General features: G+C 37.2%; 21 protein-coding genes. 20 read left to right on the forward strand and 1 reads right to left on the reverse strand.

What is annotated here, in order from left to right; translation table 11 throughout:
• Positions 1–39: 39 nt before the first annotated feature.
• From CJF12_RS10605 to CJF12_RS10625, 5 genes are all read left to right on the forward strand, one after another.
• Positions 40–1,818, forward strand: a complete 1,779-nt coding sequence (locus CJF12_RS10605) for an endonuclease (protein WP_034686473.1) — start codon at positions 40–42, stop codon at positions 1,816–1,818.
• A gap of 58 nt (positions 1,819–1,876) precedes the next feature.
• Positions 1,877–2,614 (forward strand): shikimate dehydrogenase family protein, encoded by a 738-nt coding sequence (locus CJF12_RS10610; RefSeq protein ID WP_034686475.1) that lies wholly within the window; start codon positions 1,877–1,879, stop codon positions 2,612–2,614.
• Between the two features lie 74 nt (positions 2,615–2,688).
• Positions 2,689–4,491, forward strand: a complete 1,803-nt coding sequence (locus tag CJF12_RS10615) for a DUF349 domain-containing protein (RefSeq protein ID WP_034686476.1) — start codon at positions 2,689–2,691, stop codon at positions 4,489–4,491.
• Positions 4,492–4,550: 59 nt separating this feature from the next.
• On the forward strand, positions 4,551–5,582 hold the full coding sequence (gene ribD, locus CJF12_RS10620) for a bifunctional diaminohydroxyphosphoribosylaminopyrimidine deaminase/5-amino-6-(5-phosphoribosylamino)uracil reductase RibD (protein ID WP_034686477.1): 1,032 nt from the start codon (positions 4,551–4,553) through the stop codon (positions 5,580–5,582).
• A 135-nt stretch (positions 5,583–5,717) separates the two neighbouring features.
• Positions 5,718–6,320 (forward strand): IMPACT family protein, encoded by a 603-nt coding sequence (locus CJF12_RS10625; protein ID WP_034686479.1) that lies wholly within the window; start codon positions 5,718–5,720, stop codon positions 6,318–6,320.
• On the opposite strand, the gene CJF12_RS10630 is transcribed toward CJF12_RS10625, so the two are convergent.
• Positions 6,317–7,027, reverse strand: coding sequence for a zinc metallopeptidase (locus CJF12_RS10630; protein ID WP_185097171.1), 711 nt, complete (start codon positions 7,025–7,027; stop codon positions 6,317–6,319). The two genes, CJF12_RS10625 and CJF12_RS10630, sit on opposite strands and share 4 nt — an antisense overlap.
• 105 nt (positions 7,028–7,132) lie before the next feature.
• Between CJF12_RS10630 and CJF12_RS10635 the strand changes: the two genes are divergently transcribed.
• The 15 genes from CJF12_RS10635 to nuoL all read left to right on the forward strand — a co-directional run bounded on the left by CJF12_RS10635 (position 7,133) and on the right by nuoL (position 20,053).
• On the forward strand, positions 7,133–8,263 hold the full coding sequence (locus CJF12_RS10635) for a hypothetical protein (protein WP_034686481.1): 1,131 nt from the start codon (positions 7,133–7,135) through the stop codon (positions 8,261–8,263).
• A gap of 184 nt (positions 8,264–8,447) precedes the next feature.
• Complete coding sequence (locus tag CJF12_RS20030) at positions 8,448–8,624, forward strand: hypothetical protein (protein WP_165569125.1); 177 nt, start codon at positions 8,448–8,450, stop codon at positions 8,622–8,624.
• 121 nt (positions 8,625–8,745) lie between these two features.
• Entirely contained in the window at positions 8,746–9,117 is a 372-nt protein-coding gene (locus CJF12_RS10640; protein WP_034686482.1) for an NADH-quinone oxidoreductase subunit A, read from the forward strand.
• Positions 9,118–9,213: 96 nt separating this feature from the next.
• Positions 9,214–9,774, forward strand: coding sequence for an NADH-quinone oxidoreductase subunit B (locus CJF12_RS10645; protein ID WP_034686483.1), 561 nt, complete (start codon positions 9,214–9,216; stop codon positions 9,772–9,774).
• Positions 9,775–9,779: 5 nt separating this feature from the next.
• Positions 9,780–10,274, forward strand: coding sequence for an NADH-quinone oxidoreductase subunit C (locus CJF12_RS10650; RefSeq protein WP_034686484.1), 495 nt, complete (start codon positions 9,780–9,782; stop codon positions 10,272–10,274).
• Positions 10,275–10,346: 72 nt separating this feature from the next.
• Positions 10,347–11,570: an NADH dehydrogenase (quinone) subunit D gene (gene nuoD, locus CJF12_RS10655; RefSeq protein ID WP_034686486.1), complete on the forward strand. Its 1,224-nt coding sequence runs from the start codon at positions 10,347–10,349 to the stop codon at positions 11,568–11,570.
• Between the two features lie 124 nt (positions 11,571–11,694).
• Entirely contained in the window at positions 11,695–12,204 is a 510-nt protein-coding gene (locus tag CJF12_RS10660; RefSeq protein WP_034686487.1) for an NADH-quinone oxidoreductase subunit NuoE family protein, read from the forward strand.
• A 12-nt stretch (positions 12,205–12,216) separates the two neighbouring features.
• The gene (gene nuoF, locus CJF12_RS10665; RefSeq protein WP_034686488.1) at positions 12,217–13,575 is read left to right on the forward strand and encodes an NADH-quinone oxidoreductase subunit NuoF; all 1,359 of its coding nucleotides are present in this window, start codon (positions 12,217–12,219) and stop codon (positions 13,573–13,575) included.
• Positions 13,576–14,451: a hypothetical protein gene (locus CJF12_RS10670; RefSeq protein WP_034686489.1), complete on the forward strand. Its 876-nt coding sequence runs from the start codon at positions 13,576–13,578 to the stop codon at positions 14,449–14,451. It begins immediately after the preceding gene.
• Positions 14,452–14,492: 41 nt separating this feature from the next.
• A complete protein-coding gene (locus CJF12_RS10675) occupies positions 14,493–15,491 on the forward strand; it encodes a 2Fe-2S iron-sulfur cluster-binding protein (RefSeq protein ID WP_034686490.1) in 999 nt (332 codons plus the stop codon).
• A 94-nt stretch (positions 15,492–15,585) separates the two neighbouring features.
• On the forward strand, positions 15,586–16,647 hold the full coding sequence (nuoH, locus tag CJF12_RS10680; RefSeq protein ID WP_034686491.1) for an NADH-quinone oxidoreductase subunit NuoH: 1,062 nt from the start codon (positions 15,586–15,588) through the stop codon (positions 16,645–16,647).
• A gap of 100 nt (positions 16,648–16,747) precedes the next feature.
• Complete coding sequence (locus tag CJF12_RS10685; RefSeq protein ID WP_034686493.1) at positions 16,748–17,305, forward strand: NuoI/complex I 23 kDa subunit family protein; 558 nt, start codon at positions 16,748–16,750, stop codon at positions 17,303–17,305.
• The gene (locus CJF12_RS10690) at positions 17,305–17,802 is read left to right on the forward strand and encodes an NADH-quinone oxidoreductase subunit J family protein (RefSeq protein WP_034686495.1); all 498 of its coding nucleotides are present in this window, start codon (positions 17,305–17,307) and stop codon (positions 17,800–17,802) included. Before CJF12_RS10685 ends, CJF12_RS10690 begins: the two co-directional genes overlap by 1 nt.
• A 4-nt stretch (positions 17,803–17,806) precedes the next feature.
• Positions 17,807–18,136: an NADH-quinone oxidoreductase subunit NuoK gene (gene nuoK / locus CJF12_RS10695; protein WP_034686496.1), complete on the forward strand. Its 330-nt coding sequence runs from the start codon at positions 17,807–17,809 to the stop codon at positions 18,134–18,136.
• Positions 18,137–18,139: 3 nt separating this feature from the next.
• Positions 18,140–20,053, forward strand: a complete 1,914-nt coding sequence (gene nuoL, locus CJF12_RS10700; protein ID WP_034686497.1) for an NADH-quinone oxidoreductase subunit L — start codon at positions 18,140–18,142, stop codon at positions 20,051–20,053.
• Positions 20,054–20,055 lie beyond the last annotated feature (2 nt).

A 20,055-nucleotide genomic window follows, 5' to 3' on the forward strand; every position in this document is an offset into this window, starting at 1 on the left:
TTCGCTTTTTTGTACCTTTGTTTGATAATTCACAAACAAATGAAACAAATTTTATTATCTTTTTTATTGGCATTGACATGTACTCATGCATTTGCACAAATTCCTACAGGATATTACGATGGGACCACCGGATTAACAGGAACTGCCCTTAAATCAAAATTAAACCTAATTATCACCAATGGCCATCAAGATCATGGATATAATGGATTATGGACAGCCTATCAGACGACTGACCGTGATTATTTTTATGAAAATGACGGAACTATTCTGGATATGTACTCTGAAAACCCCACTGGCCCAGACCCATATAATTATACCTACGGAACAGACCGATGTGGAACCTACAGCAACGAAGGAGACTGCTACAATAGAGAGCATATTGTCCCCCAGAGCCTTTTCAATCAAGCACTACCCATGAGATCCGATATCCATTTCGTCCCTGCTACTGATGGTAAAGTAAATGGAATGAGATCCAACTATCCTTTTGGAAAAGTAGAAACAGCGTCCTACACCTCTCTGAATGGGTCTAAGGTAGGCAACTCTGCTTCTCCGGGATATTCAGGAATTGTATTTGAACCTATTGATGCTTTTAAAGGCGATATTGCCAGAATGATCCTTTATTTTGTAACAAGATACGAAACTCAACTGGTAGATTTCAGTAGTGGAAATATGCTTGGAGGTTCCCCATTTCCGGGACTTCAAACATGGGAGCTTAATCAATTATTAGCCTGGGATATTTTAGATCCTGTTTCACCGGCAGAAATTGCGCGAAACAATGCAGCCTATGATTATCAGAAAAATAGAAACCCATTTATAGACAATCCTGAATATGTCGCCTTAATTTGGGGAGCACCGGTTGTGGATACTCAAGCTCCAACCGCACCCACTGATTTAACAACCAATAATCCAACAGCCAGTTCAATTTCTTTGAACTGGACTGCAGCTACGGATGATATCGGAGTAACCGGATATGATATCTATATGGATAACACTTTAAGAACTTCCGTTTCAGGAACTACTGCTGTTATTTCAGGGTTATCTCCTTCTACAACATATAACTTTTATGTAATTGCCAGAGATGCCGGGGGGAATTCTTCCCCACAAAGCAATATTGCTACAGGAACTACTCTTGAAGAACAGGCAGGAGGAAGTTGCGGAACAGAAACATTTGAAACCATTCCAACAGCCAATGCCAACTCGTACACGAATAGAACATGGACGAATAACAGTATTTCCTGGAATGCCACATCAGCAAGAACGGATGAAACCATCAACGGAAAAGCAATCACCATCAGAAATGGAAGCCTTACAAGTTCTACCATTTCCGGAGGAATTCAAAGCCTTACTTTAACGACGCAGCGGAAATACTCTGGAAGTTCAGGAATGCTAAACGTCGAAGTGAATGGAAACATTGTAGGAACCATACCCTATAGCACAGCTATAACTACCACAACTATTGACAATATTAATGTTTCCGGAAACGCCGTCATTAAAATAATCAACCCGTCAGCAACCAATAGGGTAGCTATGGATGATCTTAGTTGGACCTGTAATTCAACATTGCGAACTATAGACGTAATGAAAAGCCAATCCGATTTCCTTGTATATCCTAACCCTATTAAGAACAATGAGCTTTTTGTAAAAGGTGATAACCTGAGCAAAATTTCAAAAGCAGAAATCTATGATCTTTCAGGAAAACTGATTGAAGTAATTGCCAATCCGTTCAAAAACGGTAATAGAATTAATTTAAAAGGTCTTACAAAAGGCAACTACATCCTTAAAACAGATGATATTTCTACGAAATTCATTGTAGAATAACTTAAAATATTTTTAATTAAAAGGCCGATTTATTCGGTCTTTTTTTTATTTTTGATAGATGGATTCCAATAAAAAATTAGGCTTAATAGGAAGAAATATTTCTTATTCTTTTTCTAAAAAATTTTTCGAAGATAAATTCCAGAAACTTATGCTGAAAGGCTTTTCTTATGACATTTTCGATCTCGGTGAGATGGAAGAAGTAGAAAGCTTATTCACAACACCAGAGCTTTTAGGCTTTAATGTAACCATTCCTTATAAGGAAAAAATCATTGACTATCTGGACGAATTAAGCGAAGAGGCACAAGTAATCGGAGCCGTGAACTGCGTATTCATCCAAAATGGAAAAAAAACCGGATACAATACGGATGCTTACGGATTTGAAAAAACCTTACTGCTTCATAAAAAACCGCATCATACATCTGCATTAATTCTTGGAAACGGAGGTGCCGCAAAAGCCGTAAAGTATGTTTTGGATAAAAATGGGATATCCTCGGAAACCGTCTCGAGGAATTCAATATTAAATTTTGATAATCTTGATGCAGAAGCTGTTCAAAAGCATAAACTCATTATTCAGACCACGCCGGTAGGTACCTTTCCCAATGTGGAAGATTGCTTAAAATTCCCATTTGAGGGACTTTCTCAGGAACATCTTATCATCGATTTAATATACAACCCTAACTACACACAATTCATTATTAATGCCTCGGAAAAAGGAGCAAAGACTGTGAATGGTTTTTACATGCTTGAACAGCAAGCAGAAAAAGCTTGGGAAATTTGGAATTTTCAAAAAAAATAACATAAATTAGTGCATTAATTGGCTTTTTAGCTATATACAACAGATATTAACGCCACTCACATAAAAGATTTGCTATGACAACAGAAAATAACCTTTCTGAAAACGAAGAAAAGAAGAATCCTATCGAAGTATCCCAAGAAGAGACCTCGGAAAACATTGTGCCTCAAGAAGAAAATCAGCATGAAGAAGCTGAGTCTATTGAAGAACATGCTGATACCGATATTTCTTTAACTGATGCCTTAAAAGAAATGGAAAAAATCATCAACACTCCTAATGCGGGTGAAGATGTAAAAAGATTCAACCAACTCAAAGAAAAAGCAAGTCATTACATCCATGATGAAGTGGAAGACAAAAAGCATGAATATGTAGAAGCTGGAAACGCTCCTGAAAATTTCAGCTTTGAGCATCCTTTACAGTCAAGACTTTCTGCACTCGTTAATATTTTCAGAGAAAAACATGACAACTTCCAAAAAGGTCAGGAAGAAGAGCAGAAAAAAAATCTGGAACACCGCCAGACCATCATTGAAAGACTTAAAAATCTGTATACCAACTCAGAACCGAACACTAACCTTTTCAAATCTATTCGTGAGATCAAAGAAGATTGGTCTAATGCAGGACAGGTAGCTAAATCTGAATTTAAAATTCTTAACAATAATTATTTCCATCACCTGAATCAGTTCTATCAGATGCTGGATCTGAATAAAGAGTTTTTGGAGCAGGAATATGGGCATAATCTTGAAAAAAGACAACATATTATTGCCCGCGCCAAAGAGTTGGAAAATGAGCCGGTAATTCAAAAAGCACTTAATGAATTACAATATCTTCATAAGCTTTGGAAAGAAGAAGCTGAGCCGGTAGCAGAAGAATTCCGCGAAAAGACATGGGAAGAGTTCAAAGAGATCTCCAATAAAATCCACGAAAGAAAATCTGAACTTTCGGCTGCTATAGAATCTGAGCAAACGGAAAACCTTGAAAAGAAAAACCAGATTATTGCAGAGATTAAAAAATTATCTGAGCCTTCTGAAACTCCTAATCATAACTATTGGCAGAATGCCATTAAAAGAGTGGAAGATTTACGTTCTGATTTCTTAAAAACAGGAAGCGTTCCAAGAAAGCTTTCCAACCAGAACTGGAATGAATTCAAAACAACGCTTAGAGGTTTTAATACAACAAAGAACAATTATTATAAATCTTTAAAAGGTTCTCAGCAAACTAACCTGGAGGAAAAATTAAAATTAATCCAGACTGCTCAGGACAATATGAATAATGAGGAGTGGGATATCGCTGTTCCTTTGTTTAAAAAGCTACAGGAAGACTGGAAAAAGATTGGCCACGTTCCTAAAAGCATGACCAATAAAATCTGGGACGAATTCCGTGACGCATGTAACACTTTCTTTAACAACTACAGAGAGAAGAGCAACGCCTCTACCGATAACTGGAAAGAAAACTATAAAAACAAAAGAGAGCTTCTCGAAGAATTGAAAACCATTTCCAATGACGAAGGAAGTATCGAGAAAATTGAAACGATCAAAACTGCCTGGAATAATATCGGGAAAGTTCCAAGAGATAAAATTTCAATCAACTCTGAATTCAATAAAACATTGAGAGAGAAGCTGAAGCTTAATAAAATCAATGAACTTGAGCTGAAGGAAGATGGCCTATCTGAAAATCAACTCACAGACAAAGCGAGAAAGATCAAGAGTCAAATTTCTGATTTAGAATCTGAAATTGTAAAATTAGAGAACAACTTATCATTCTTCAACAAGCCATCCAGAGACAATCCTTTGTTAACGGATACGTTCAATACAATCGATGAAAAGAAAGCTCATCTGGAAACTTTAAGACAAAACCTCCACAACATTATTGTTGGAGAATAATCCATAAAAAACAGTAAAAAGCGGAGCAAAGAAATTTGACTTCGCTTTTTTTTCATATCATGCAGGACGAATTATATATTAAAAGGTGTATTGAATTAGCCCAAAAAGCTTTGGGCAAAACCTATCCCAATCCTTTAGTAGGAAGTGTCATTGTACACAATAATACCATCATCGGGGAAGGCTACCATCACAAAGCCGGAGAAAGCCATGCTGAAATCAATGCCATCAATTCCGTGGCTGATCTATCGCTTATTCCGGAATCAACCATCTATGTTTCACTGGAACCCTGTGCTCATTATGGAAAAACACCTCCATGTGCTTTAAAAATCAAGGAGCTTGGATTTAAGAAGGTTGTGATTGGAGCAATGGACTCTCACGATAAGGTTAACGGAAAAGGTAAAAAAATTATTCAGGATGCAGGAATAGAGGTAATTTCCGGAATTTTAGAAAAAGAATGTATCGATCTCAATAAACGATTCTTCACCTACCACGAAAAGAAGCGTCCCTATATTATTTTAAAATGGGCAGAATCCGGGAATGGTTTTCTTGATAAAAATTTTAAACCGACTTCAATTTCGAACGCTTTAGTCAATCAGTTTGTTCACCAGCTAAGAGCAGACGAACATGCCATTTTAGTAGGTACCCAAACGGCACTTAATGACAATCCAGGTCTGACCGTCAGAAATGTTGAGGGCATTAACCCCGTTAGAGTTCTAATCGACTTTGATTTAAAGGTACCTCGTGATTTTAAGATATATAATAATGAAGCAAAGACTTTGGTCTTTAATACTATCAAAGAAGCCAGTGAAGGAAATATCCACTGGATTAAAATTGAAAAAGAACATTTCCTTTCAGATCTCATGAAAGCTTTATATCAGGAACAGATTCAGTCTGTCATTATAGAGGGTGGACGCTTTACTTTACAACAGTTTATTGATGATGATCTATGGGACGAAGCGATAGTCATCAAAAATGAAGATCTAAAACTTGGAAATGGGACAAAAGCTCCTGATTTCAGTTTTAAAGCACATACGACAGAAAGCTTCAGAGATAATACAGTATCTTTTTATTTATCAAATACAGGCAAGTAAATACTGGAATTTTAGAAATAACATTGCTCTGCATTTAAAATAACTTTACCGCCCATATGGACGGTATTTTAGACATTCTTTTTCATTTAATAAATCATTTAATACTTTTGCCTAGATAAAGCAGGTTCAACAATGATGCACGAATACAAAACCATAGACCAACCGGTCGAAAACACTTTAATAAAAGAAAAAGGGAGCAAGTTTATAGGATTTGCATACCCTGTCAATAACGAAGATGAGCTTAAGGATGCTTTGGAAAAGGTTAGAACAGAACACCCCAAGGCAACCCACCACTGCTATGCCTTCAGGATCGGTCTCAATGGAGAAAATTATCGTGCGAATGACGACGGAGAGCCTTCCGGTAGTGCCGGACTTCCGATCTACAATCAATTACTGGCTCATGAAATTACCAATGTTCTGGTTATTGTTGTCCGGTATTATGGAGGAACGAAATTAGGAGTTTCCGGTCTGGTTAAAGCTTATAAAGAATCTGCAAAATTCACCCTTGAAGAAACAGCTATCATTACCCGCGAACTGGAAACGGAAATTGAAATTCAATTCAGTTTCAGTCAACAGAATACTATCTTCACCTTACTCTCTAAATTTGATGCAAAAGTTTTAAATTTTGATGCAGATGAAAACTGTATTCTCACAGCCTCTCTGAAACTGGCTCAAAAAGAAAACATCTCAGATAAATTATCTGAGATGCAATATGTTTCTTTTGAATTTAAAGACTAATTTCTTCTTCCTCCCATCAGGATCGATACCCAATAGAGAAGTTGTGCCAGCGACCCAAGAGCTGCTACTACATACGTTCTTGCAGCCCATTTTAGGCTATCCTGTACCCCAACATATTCTTCAGGCGTTACTGTCCCTGTATCTTTCAGCCATTTCATAGCTCTGTTACTTGCGTCATATTCTACCGGAAGCGTTACAAATGCAAAAAGTGTTGTACATGCAAACAAAATAACTCCGATTGCTAAAACCGTTGTATTTCCGTTAGGATTTTCAATACTTCTGCTTGCTGCCATAATGGCAATACCTGCAATAAGAACAAACTGCATTAAATTAGAACTGATATTCACGATAGGCACTAATCTTGAACGAAGCTGCAGCATGGAATATCCTACTGCATGCTGTACCGCATGGCCACATTCGTGTGCTGCTACTGCCGCCGCAGCTGCATTCCTCTGCATGTACACTCCTTCTGAAAGATTAACTGTTTTATCGGCAGGATTATAATGATCTGTCAGTTGCCCGGGAACCGAAATTACCTGAACATCATGAATTCCGTTATCTCTTAACATTTTTTCAGCTACTTCTTTTCCTGAAAGGCCATTTCGAAGGTGTACATTGGAATAATACTCAAATTTGGACTTCAACTTTGATGAAACATACCAGCTCACCAGCATTGAAATTCCAATAATTACATAATAACCAATCATTTTAATAAGATTTTATAGATATTTTTACCCTGTAAGATGTAAAAACTGTGCCAAAGTATTACATTTTATTATTTATCTTTGCCTTTTAATTACCCCTACACAACTATGTCTAAAGTTTCAGTTCTTGAAGTAAAAACCCCGAACGAATTAAAGCAATTTGTAAAGTTCCCAATGGATTTATATAAAGGCAATCCATATTATGTTCCGTCTTTCATAAAAGATGAAATCAAAATTTGGGACGCTAAAGAAAATCCGGCATTACATTACTCAGAATCAAAACAGTATCTGGCAAAAAAAGACAATAAAATAGTAGGGAGAATAGCGGTAATTATCAATCATAAGGAAGAAAAAGAATTAGGAATCAAGAAGGTTCGTTTCGGCTGGATAGATTTTATTGATGATGAAGAGGTTTCCGATGCATTAATTCAAAAGGCAATCGAATATGCAAAGGAACACAACATCGATATGATTGAAGGGCCGATGGGATTTACCAATCTTGATAAGGCAGGAATGCTGACTATGGGGTTTGACAAATTGGCCACAATGATTGGGATATACAATCATGAATACTATCCGAAACACATGGAAAGACTAGGTCTTACCAAAGAAAAAGAATGGGTAGAGTATGAAATGAATTTTCCTAAAGTCTTACCTGAAAAAGTAGAGAAATTTAGCGGACTGATTGCTCAGAAATACAAGCTTAAGGTTTTAAGATTTAACTCGAAAGAAGAGATCTTACCTTTTGTAGAACCCATGTTTAAGCTATTGGATGAAACATACAAACATCTCTCCACTTACACTCCTATTTCGGATGAGCAGATCAAAACCTATAAGGAAAAATACTTCCCTTTCATCGACAAAAATTATGTGATTTGTGTCGTAGATGAGAACCAGCAATTGATTTCCTTTGCGATTACAATGCCTTCTTATTCAAAGGCTTTACAAAAAGCCAAAGGTAAATTATTCCCTTTTGGATGGTGGCATTTCCTTCAGGCCGGCAAGAAGAATGACCGTGCTAATTTTTACCTTATCGGCATCCATCCCGAATACCAGAGAAGAGGGGTAACCGCCATTATTTTTAAGGAGATTTTTGTTCGTTTTACCAGTATGGGAATTAATTTTGCAGAGACCAACCCTGAGCTGGAAGAAAATAAAAGTGTACAGCTTCTTTGGCAAGATTACAACCCGGTTAATCATAAAAGAAGAAGAACATACTCATTGATGATTAATAAATAAGTTGCGGGATGCGGGTTAAGAGTTTCGAGATACGAGATACGAGATGCGGAATGCGAGTTTATCAGTATCATGAAAATATTGAAAATATGACCAACATAAACCTTCTACTAATTTCAACGCGAATCACGAACCTCGTACCTCGAAACACGAAACCACGAACCCCGAATCTTGTAACCCTCTTCACATGAAACCACATCTTATTATCTTCGCAATTTTAATCGCAGGATTTATTATTTACAACTTCTTCCTTCAGTCTGAAGATGATAAAACGAACACCGTAATCAACATTCTGTACGCAAGTATTCTCTTCGGTTATATTTCATTTATGGCCTACTCTCTCCTCAAAAAAATGCGTAAATAAGCGTTATTTTTATTAATTCTAAATTACCGGTTTTTCCTATTTTAGACCTACATTTAGGCTTATTAATTTCATGCTTTCTTGTTTATTCGCTAAATTTGCAAATTGAGATAATAATGCAAAAATGAATTTACCTGAAAGTTATATTCCAATCTTAATCCAAGCCGGTGTTGCCATTGCTTTTGTAGCGGTTTCATTACTTGGAGCACATTTCTTGGGCCCACGCCAGAAGAAAGGAAATTCTGTGAAAAACCAAAGCTGGGAGTGTGGAGTTGCTGTGGAAGGAAACGCAAGAACCCCCTTTTCCATTAAGTATTTCCTGACTGCTGTATTGTTTGTCCTTTTCGATATTGAAATCGTATTTTTTTACCCTTATGCGGTTAACTTCCGGGATTTCGGATTTGAAGGATTTCTAGCCGTACTTACATTCGTCGCTATTTTCTTTGTAGGATTTATCTACGTTTGGAAACGTGGCGCGCTAGATTGGGATAAATAAAATTTTAACATTAAAAAGATTAAATGATTGAGTGGTTTTAAAACGTTATGTTTTTCAAATTTTCAAATTTTTAGTCTTTAAATATTTAATAAAAAAATGTCAGATCAAAAACCAATAATAAGAACAGATGCACCTGCTCCCGAAGGATTTGAAGGAGAAGGATTTTTCGCAACGAAACTGAGCAGTGTAATCGGGATGGCAAGAAAATTTTCTCTTTGGCCGCTACCGTTTGCGACCTCTTGTTGTGGTATCGAGTTTATGGCTACCCTGAATCCAACATTTGATGCTGCAAGATTTGGTATGGAAAGAAACTCTTTCTCACCAAGACAGGCAGACATGCTGATGGTTTGTGGAACCATATCCAAAAAATTAGGACCAGTCCTAAAAGAAGTATACACTCAGATGGCAGAGCCGAAATGGGTGGTTGCAGTAGGAGCTTGTGCTTCCAGTGGTGGTATTTTTGACACCTATTCCGTATTACAGGGAATTGACAAAATTATTCCGGTAGACGTTTACGTTCCGGGATGCCCGCCAAGACCAGAGCAGATTATTGAAGGTGTAATGCAGGTTCAGGCTCTCGCAGAAAGCGAAAGCATCAGAAGAAGAGATATGCCTGAATACCAGAAACTATTGGATTCTTATAATATAAGCAACTAACGGAAATGACAAACGAATTTGTATTAGAAGCAATAACCAGAGAATTTCCGGAGTCTGTAATTTCAAGTTCAGAGCCTTATGGAATGCTAACGGTAGAGATTAAAAAAGAGGATATCAAAAAGGTAGTTCATTACCTTAGAGATTCATCTCTTGAAATTAATTTTCTAACTGATATTTGTGGAATTCATTATCCTGAATTCCCGGAAAAAGAAATCGGAGTCATTTATCACCTGCATAATATGATGGCCAATTTCAGAATACGTCTTAAAGTATTTATGCCGAGAGAAAATGTAGAAGTTGATTCTTTAACGGAATTATATGCCGGAGCCAACTGGATGGAGAGAGAAACTTTTGATTTCTATGGAATCAAATTTAAAGGACACCCGGATCTGAGAGCTATTCTAAATATGGAAGATCTTGGATACCACCCAATGCTGAAGGAATATCGTCTTGAAGATGGTACAAGAACAGACAAGGACGACAGCATGTTCGGAAGATAAAAAAGGAATATAAATGATTAATGATGATTGGTTAATGATCAATTATCGCTTATCAATTATCAATTATATATTATGAAAGATAACTCATTATCTAATATACTTAACCAATACGAAAGTAAGGAACAGATTGATGGTCAATTATACACCCTCAATTTAGGACCTACCCACCCTGCTACGCATGGGATTTTCCAGAATGTCTTAACGATGGATGGAGAAAGAATCCTTCATGCCGAGCAAACAGTAGGTTATATCCACAGAGCATTTGAAAAGATTTCTGAAAGAAGAAATTTCACTCAGATCACTACCCTTACCGACCGTATGAACTACTGCTCTGCTCCTATCAACAACTTAGGATGGCATATGACGGTAGAGAAACTAATCGGGATTGAAGTACCTAAGCGTGTAGATTATATCCGTGTAATTCTTATGGAATTAGCAAGAATCGGAGATCACTTAATCTGTAACGGGGTAACAGGTATGGATGCCGGAGCCATTACTGGTCTTACGTATATGTTCATCGAAAGAGAACGTATCTATGATATTTATGAACAGATCTGCGGAGCAAGGATGACAACCAATATGGGAAGAATCGGAGGTTTCGAAAGAGATTTGACCCCAAAATGTCATGAATTAATCAAAGATTTCCTTAAAACATTCCCTAAGAAGTTTGCTGAATTCGGTCAATTACTGGAAAGAAACAGGATCTTCATGGACAGAACGATCGGCGCAGGAGGAATTTCTGCAGAGCGTGCTTTGAGCTATGGATTTACAGGTCCTAACCTACGTGCAACAGGAGTAGATTATGATGTAAGAGTAGCACAACCGTATTCATCTTATAACGATTTCGACTTTATTATTCCTGTAGGAACTTCCGGAGATACTTACGACCGTTTTATGGTTCGCCAACAGGAGATTTGGGAATCCCTTAAAATAATCGAGCAGGCATATAACAATCTTCCGGAAGGAGATTTCCATGCTGATGTTCCTGATTTTTACCTTCCTGAAAAAGCTGATGTATATACCAAAATGGAAGCATTGATCTACCATTTCAAAATTGTAATGGGAGAAACTGAAATCCCTAAAGGTGAAGTATACCATGCCGTGGAAGGAGGAAATGGAGAGTTAGGATTTTATTTAGTGAGTGACGGAGGTAGAACACCTTACAGACTACACTTTAGAAGACCATGTTTTATCTACTACCAGGCTTACCCTGAAATGATTACAGGTTCTGTAATTTCAGATGCGATTGTAACCATGTGTAGTATGAATATTATTGCGGGAGAATTAGACGCATAATAAGAAGTTAGAATAAAGATGAAAGAATAAAGACTTTCATCAACCCAATATAAAACGAATTTAGAATATTGAATTTAAGAATCTTTTTTCTTTGTTCTTTACTCTTTAATCTTAGAGATAAAAAATGAGCGAAACAATAGCTTTTAAACCGGAAAGTTTAGAACAAGTACATAAAATTATCGCAAGATATCCCGAAGGAAGACAAAAGTCTGCTCTTCTTCCTGTTCTGCATATAGCACAGAAAGAATTTGGAGGCTGGCTTGATGTTCCTGTAATGGATTATGTTGCAGAATTGTTGAGTATACAGCCAATTGAAGTATATGAAGTAGCTACTTTTTATACGATGTTCAATATGAAACCAGTTGGTAAATATGTTTTAGAGGTTTGCAGAACCGGACCTTGTATGGTTCGTGGAAGCGAAAAAATTCTGAATCATATCAGAACTAAGCTGAACATTAAGGATGGAGAAACTACTGAAGATGGTATGTTCACATTAAAGCCGGCTGAATGTCTGGGGGCATGCGGATATGCACCGATGATGCAGTTGGGGAAATTCTTTCATGAAAATTTAACGATAGAAAAGGTAGACGAAATCCTGGATCTTTGCAGAGAGGGACGAGTAGCTTTGGATTAATTAAAATATACGATGAGTAAAAAGCTTTTACTTAAAGACGCACATATAGAAGGTATTCGCTATTTCGAAACTTACCGTAAACACGGAGGTTATGAAGCAGCAGAAAAAGCCTTGAAGATGACACCCGAGGAGATTTTGGAAGAAGTAAAAACTTCAGGACTTCGTGGTCGTGGTGGCGCAGGGTTTCCTACAGGGATGAAATGGAGCTTTCTGGCAAAACCAGAAGGAGTTCCAAGACACCTGGTAGTGAATGCAGATGAATCTGAACCCGGAACTTTTAAAGACAGATACCTGATGGAGTTTCTTCCTCATCTTTTGATAGAGGGAATGCTTATTTCATCTTTCTGTTTAGGTTCCAATACATCTTACATCTACATCCGTGGAGAATATTCATGGATTCCGGATATTCTGGAAGAAGCCATTGAAGAGGCTAAAGCAGCTGGATTTTTAGGTAAAAACATCTTAGGAACAGGTTTCGATCTTGAAATTTATGTTCAAAGAGGTGGTGGAGCTTATATCTGTGGAGAAGAAACAGCATTGCTTGAATCCCTTGAAGGTAAAAGAGGTAATCCTAGATTAAAACCTCCATTCCCTGCTGTAAAAGGACTTTGGGAAAGACCTACAGTGGTAAATAACGTTGAATCTATTGCAGCTGTAGTTCCGATCATTAATATCACCGGAGCTGAATTTGCTAAAATAGGCGTTGGAAGATCTACAGGTACCAAGTTAATTTCTGCATGCGGAAATATTAACAAACCCGGAGTGTATGAAATCGATATGACGATCACCGTTGAAGAGTTCATTTATTCAGATGAGTATTGTGGAGGTATTCCGAACGGAAAAAGATTAAAAGCCTGTATTCCGGGTGGAAGTTCTGTTCCTATCGTTCCTGCTAACTTATTACTGAGAACCGTAAACGGAGAACCTAGATATATGAATTATGAATCCTTGGCTGATGGTGGTTTTGCTACCGGAACAATGATGGGTTCAGGAGGTTTCATTGTTTTAGATGAAGACCAGTGTATCGTGGAACATACCATGACTTTAGCGAGATTTTATAATCACGAAAGTTGCGGACAATGTACACCTTGTCGTGAAGGAACGGGATGGATGTATAAAATTTTAAAGAAAATTGAAAACGGACAAGGGAAAATGGAAGACATCGATTTACTTTGGGATATCCAGAGAAAAATCGAAGGAAACACAATTTGTCCTTTAGGAGATGCGGCAGCATGGCCTGTAGCAGCAGCAATACGCCATTTCAGAGATGAATTTGAGTGGCACATCAAGAATCCGGAATTAAGCTTAACGCAAAACTATGGATTGGCTAATTATGCAGATCCTATTCCAGTTGTTGAAAAAAACGCATAGATGAAAAAATTATTTGTTGTTGGCTTAATGATGTCAAACTTTGTTTTCGGACAAAAAGAGAAGGACACTGTACTGGTAGAAAGAAGCTTAGAATCGTTTACCACTCCTAAAAAACAAAAGCCTGAACCACTATCCAAAAAAGGTCAGATGTTTGTTTTCTTTGGATGGAACAGAGCAGCCTACAGTAAGTCTGATATCCGTTTCACTGGAAGTGACTATAATTTCCAGTTGAATAACGTATCAGCTCAGGACAGACCTACAAAATTTGGGATTGTTTATATAAACCCTGCATGGTTTACTGTGGTACAGTATAATTTCAGAGCAGGTTACTTTATCAAAGATAATCTTGCCCTTGTTTTGGGAATTGACCACATGAAATATGTAATGGATCAGAATCAGACCGTTAATTTCAAAGGCCATATCTCAGATCCTAAATATGCAGGAATGGTAGAGAACGGACAGGTAAACCTGGCAGATGAGCAGTTTCTTACTTTTGAGCATACGGATGGACTTAATTATGAAAATTTAGGTCTTGAAAAATATCAAAGCCTTATCAACAAGAAAAACGTTGACTTGGTTTGGTCTTATGGAGCCGGAATCGGATTTATGTTTCCGAAAAGTAATGTAAAGCTTTTTGGTAATGAAAGAAGTGACCGTTTTCATGTAGCAGGGATGGGAACCGATGTAAGAGCCAGTCTTAACTTAGTTCTTTGGAACCACTGGATGGTAAGATTAGAAGGAAAAGCCGGTTATATTAATATGTGGGATATTAAGACTACATTAAATAATAAGCCAGACAAAGCCCAACAGGATTTCGTTTTCGGACAAGTCCTTGCAGGAATTGGATATACATTTAATACGAAAAAATATAAATAACAAAGCCTATTGCTTAATGCATAAAGCTTAAAGCATACAACATGAGCGAAGAAGTTAAAAAATTCAAAATAACTATAGACGGACAGACTGCTGAAGTTTTTCCTGGGACTTCCATTCTGGAGGCGGCCAGACAAATCGGTGGGAAATCTGTACCTCCAGCAATGTGCTACTACAGCAAATTGGAAACAAGCGGAGGTAGATGTAGAACATGTTTAGTGGAAGTTTCTAAAGGATCTGAAGCAGATCCGCGTCCTATGCCTAAATTAGTGGCAAGCTGCAGAACTAATGTAATGGATGGGATGGAAGTAAAAAATCTTACTTCTGACAAAGCTCAGGAAGGTAGAAAAGCGGTTACTGAATTCTTATTGGTCAACCACCCGCTAGACTGCCCTATCTGTGATCAGGCCGGAGAATGTCATCTTCAGGATCTGGGATATGAACATGGAGTTGAAGGAACCAGAACTGAGTTTGAAAGAAACACATACGAAGCTGACGACCTTGGTCCGAATATTAAATTGAATATGAACCGTTGTATTCTTTGTGCAAGATGTGTGCTTACTGCTAATCAGCTTACTGAAACAAGAGAGCACGGAATTCTTTTCAGAGGGGATCACGCTGAAATTTCAACATACCTGAATAAAGCGTTAGATAATGATTACATTGGAAACATTATCGATGTTTGTCCGGTAGGAGCTTTAACAGACAAAACGGCTCGTTTTGCAAGCAGAGTATGGTTTACAAGCCCTATGAATGCGACTTGTAAATGTGAAAAATGTTCAGGAAAAGCTGTTCTTTGGATGAAAGGTGACGAAATTGTAAGAGTTACTGCAAGAAAAGATCAGTGGGGAGAAGTTGAAGAATTCATCTGTGATACTTGTCGTTTTGATAGAAAAGAATTAAAATTCTGGAATATTGAAGGACCTAGACATATCGACAGACATTCTGTGATTTCATTGAACCATTATGAAAAACCTAAGGATGAGCTAAGAGTTTTAGACAATCCGATGGCTAAAGAAATCAGCGAAAAAGACGAAAAATAAAATTTGAAAATTTGATAATGAGTTAGTTAATATGTTAAAAAGACTTTTCATCTTCTAACATTTAACCTCTACTATCTAACATCTAATATAAAAAATGGATTTACTTACATTTAAAGTGATACTTGTACTAGCGCTTTTCTTACTTTCATTAACGATAGCAGCCTACTCTACCTGGGCAGAAAGAAAAGTAGCCTCTATTATGCAGGATAGAATCGGGCCTAACAGAGCAGGACCTTTCGGATTATTGCAGCCACTTGCTGACGGTGGTAAATTCTTCTTTAAAGAAGACTTTACTCCTGCCAATGCAGAAAAATTCCTTTTCGTAGTTGGACCGGCATTGGTTATGTTCATCTCACTTATTACAGGAGCAGTTATTCCTTGGGGTAAAAGCTTAAATATCGGAGGTGTCTCTTATGATCTTCAGGTTGCGAATATTGATGTGGGTGTATTATTCATTATCGGGATGGCTTCAATCGGAGTTTACGGAATCATGATCGGAGGTTGGGCTTCTAACAATAAATACTCATTATTAGGTGCGATCCGTGCTTCTTCACAGATGATTTCTTACGAATTGGCAATGGGATTAGCTTTACTTTCTATCATTATGATGTCAGGAAGTTTAGATTTAAAAGTAATTACTGAAACTCAGACTACAGGGAAACTTTGGGGGCTTATTCATATCGACGGGATGAACTGGAATATTTTCTACCAGCCGTTAGCCTTTCTTATTTTCATGGTAGCTGCGTTGGCAGAAACCAATAGACACCCTTTCGATTTACCTGAGTGTGAATCTGAACTGGTAACCGGATATTCTACGGAATATTCATCAATGAAGCTGGGATTGTATATGTTTGGGGAATACGTGAACATGTTTATTTCAAATGCGTTTATGGTTGTTCTTTTCTTTGGAGGATATAATTATCCGGGAATTGAATGGGTAACCGAGCATTGGGGAGAGAACACTGCCGGAATTTTGAGTATTGTAGCCTTTTTAGCTAAAACAATTATCGGAATCCTTATCTTTATGTGGATCAGATGGACACTTCCAAGATTCAGATATGATCAGCTGATGCACTTAGGATGGAAAACATTAATTCCATTGGCAGTATTGAACCTAATTGTTACCGGTGCTTTAATTTTAGCATTTGGACACTAAAAAATTTGATAATTTGAAAATGAGTTGATGTGATAATGGTGATGATGTCATATAACATCTATCTTCCGGCTCCATCTTCTAACATTTAATAATAAAAAAAATGAAACTTACTAATAGATCAAAAGTTGTTTCTAACAAAGAAATGACCCTTGCTGAGAAAATCTATTTACCTGCGATTTTCAAAGGTATGGGGATTACATTCAAGCATGCTGTAAGAACCGTGGTAAAGGGTGCTCCTGCCGTTTATGCATATCCGGAAGTACAGAAACCAAGAGCTAAAGTATGGCGTGGTCATCATGTTCTTAAAAGAGATGAAGAAGGCAGAGAAAGATGTACAGCTTGCGGACTTTGTGCTGTTGCATGTCCTGCAGAAGCCATTACGATGACCGCTTCTGAAAGAACTAAAGAAGAAAAACACCTTTACAGAGAAGAAAAGTATGCTTCAGTATATGAAATCAATATGCTAAGATGTATTTTCTGCGGAATGTGTGAGGAAGCTTGTCCAAAGTCAGCCATCTATTTAACAGACAGATTGGTGGACGTGGAAACTAACAGAGGTTCTTTTATCTATGGAAAAGATAAATTAGTAGAAAAGATTAATGAAAGGATTGACATTACAGCAAGACAATCCGAGAAACAAAAAAATGCGGTAAAATAATGGATCAGTTTTTATTTTTCTTGGTGGCTTTCTTAGCAGTAGCAAGTGCGGTTTATTTTGTATTTGCAAAAAATCCTTTATATGCTATTTTGTCATTAATTGTTACAATGTTTTCAATTGCCGGAATGTACATTCTTTTGAATGCCCAGTTCCTGGCAATCATTCAGATTATAGTATATGCCGGAGCAATCATGGTATTATTCCTTTATATCCTTATGATGCTTAACCTTAATAAAACAGACGAAAGTAAAAAGAACAATACTTTAAAATTTGTTGGAGTTTTTACTGCCGGTCTTTTATTAATAGGGATCTTAGGAGTGTTCAGAGGAATACAGGACAATCATATTGTACTGGAAAATGTGGACAGAGGCGTTGGTCTTACTAAAACTCTGGGTAGACTTTTGTTTAATGAATATGTTTTACCGTTTGAGCTTGCTTCCATCCTTATTTTGGCAGGTATTGTAGGTGCGGTATTAATCGGTAAAAAAGATTTATAAAATTATGGGAGAAGTAAATACATTTATACAAAGCGTCCCTCTGAATTATTTCATCATTCTTTCTTCAGTATTATTCTGTTTGGGAGTGTTGGGAGTATTGCTGAGAAAAAATGCTATTGTAATTTTGGGTTGTGTAGAGCTTATGCTTAATTCTGTAAACCTTTTATTGGCTGCTTTTTCAGCATATAAAGGAAATAGCGACGGACAACTTTTAGTTTTCTTCATTATGGTGGTTGCTGCTGCGGAAGTAGCAGTAGGTTTGGCAATTATTGCTATGCTATATAGAAATACCCGTTCTGTAGATGTGAGTATATTTAATAAATTAAGAGGATAAGGAATGGAAAATTTAGTGTATGCAATAATACTTTTACCACTTTTAGGGTTTCTTATTAACGGTTTATTTGGGAAGAATCTTCCAAAAATATTGGTAGGTGGGTTAGCAACTGCGGTGGTCTTCGGATCTTTCTGCATCGCTGTCAGCCTTTTCATGAATTTCAATTCTGAAAGCCAGCCAGTAATCGTAAAAGCTTTTGAATGGTTTAGAGTCAACGGAGTTCAAATCAATTTTGGATTCCAGATCGATCAGTTATCGTTAATGATGATTATGATCATTACAGGTATCGGATCATTAATTCACCTGTACTCTATCGGATATATGAGTCATGATAAAGGGTTCTATAAGTTTTTTACTTATCTGAATCTTTTCATCTTCTCCATGTTACTTTTAGTAATGGGAAGCAATTACCTGATCCTTTTCATTGGATGGGAAGGGGTAGGTTTATGTTCTTACCTGTTGATCGGATTCTGGTTTACAAACGAGGAATATGGTAAGGCAGCAAGAAAGGCATTCATCATGAACAGAATCGGTGACCTTGGTTTACTGATCGGTATTTTCATGATTGCTTCTCAAACCAATGCTATCGATTATCTTTCAGTAGCTCAGAATGCTTCAAAATTTGAATTAGACGGAACAGTAATTATCTTTATTACAGCGAGTTTATTTATTGGTGCTACCGGTAAATCTGCTCAGGTTCCTTTATATACATGGTTACCGGATGCGATGGCAGGTCCGACACCGGTTTCTGCGTTAATTCACGCAGCAACGATGGTTACGGCAGGGATTTATTTAGTAGTAAGATCTAACTTCTTATTTACTTTAGCTCCAACTGTTCAGGGCGGAATTCTATGGATAGGATTCTTAACTGCAGCATTGGCAGGTTTCTATGCACTTCGTCAAAACGACATTAAAAAAGTATTGGCTTATTCTACAGTTTCACAACTAGGATTTATGTTCATTGCTTTAGGATTAGGTGCTTATACAACAGCCATGTTCCACGTAATGACACACGCATTCTTCAAAGCTTTATTGTTCCTGGGTGCAGGTTCTGTAATCCACGCAATGAGTAATGAGCAGGACATGCGTTTCATGGGAGGGTTAAAAAAGGTAATTCCTATTACCCATGCTACTTTCCTTATCGGAACATTGGCAATCTCAGGATTCCCGTTACTTTCGGGGATGATCTCTAAAGATGAAATTTTAGTAGCAGCTTTTGCTAAAAACCCGATCTACTGGGTAATGCTATTTATTTTAGCAGCAATTACAGCTACTTATATGTTCAGATTATACTATCTTACGTTCCATGGAGAATTCAGAGGAACAGAGGAGCAGAAACACCACTTACATGAAAGCCCAATGAATATGACATTACCACTAGTGGTATTGGCTATCTTTTCTGTAATTGGAGGTTTTATTAATCTACCTCACTTTATCGGTCACGGTCATTATGCAAAATTAATGGAGTGGTTAAAACCGGTATTTACCGAGGAGAGTTTCAACCAAATGGAAGCGTTGCTTTCAGGGGTTGATTTTAAAACAGAAATGATACTTTTAGCAGCAACAGTGATTATGTTCTTCAGCGTATGGTTCATCGTTAAAAACACTTATGTGAATAAGAAAAAGATGGCACTTCCTGAAGACAGTTATACCGGTTGGGAAAAACTTTCTGCTAAAAAACTATATATTGACGAACTTTACAATGCATTAATTGTAAAAACTGTTGAAGGATTAGGACGTGGGGGAAAAATGTTTGATAAGGGTATCTTAGATCGCTTTGTAGACTTTGTCGGCGAAGGCGCGGAAGATAGCGGAAGATCTATGAAACGTATTCAAAATGGAAATGTTGAGACTTACATTCTTATCATGTCTTTAGCTGTGGGAATTATACTGATTGTTAACTTTATATTACAATAATA

Origin of the sequence: Chryseobacterium piperi (assembly GCF_002285635.2) — a bacterium.
GTDB lineage: Bacteria > Bacteroidota > Bacteroidia > Flavobacteriales > Weeksellaceae > Chryseobacterium > Chryseobacterium piperi.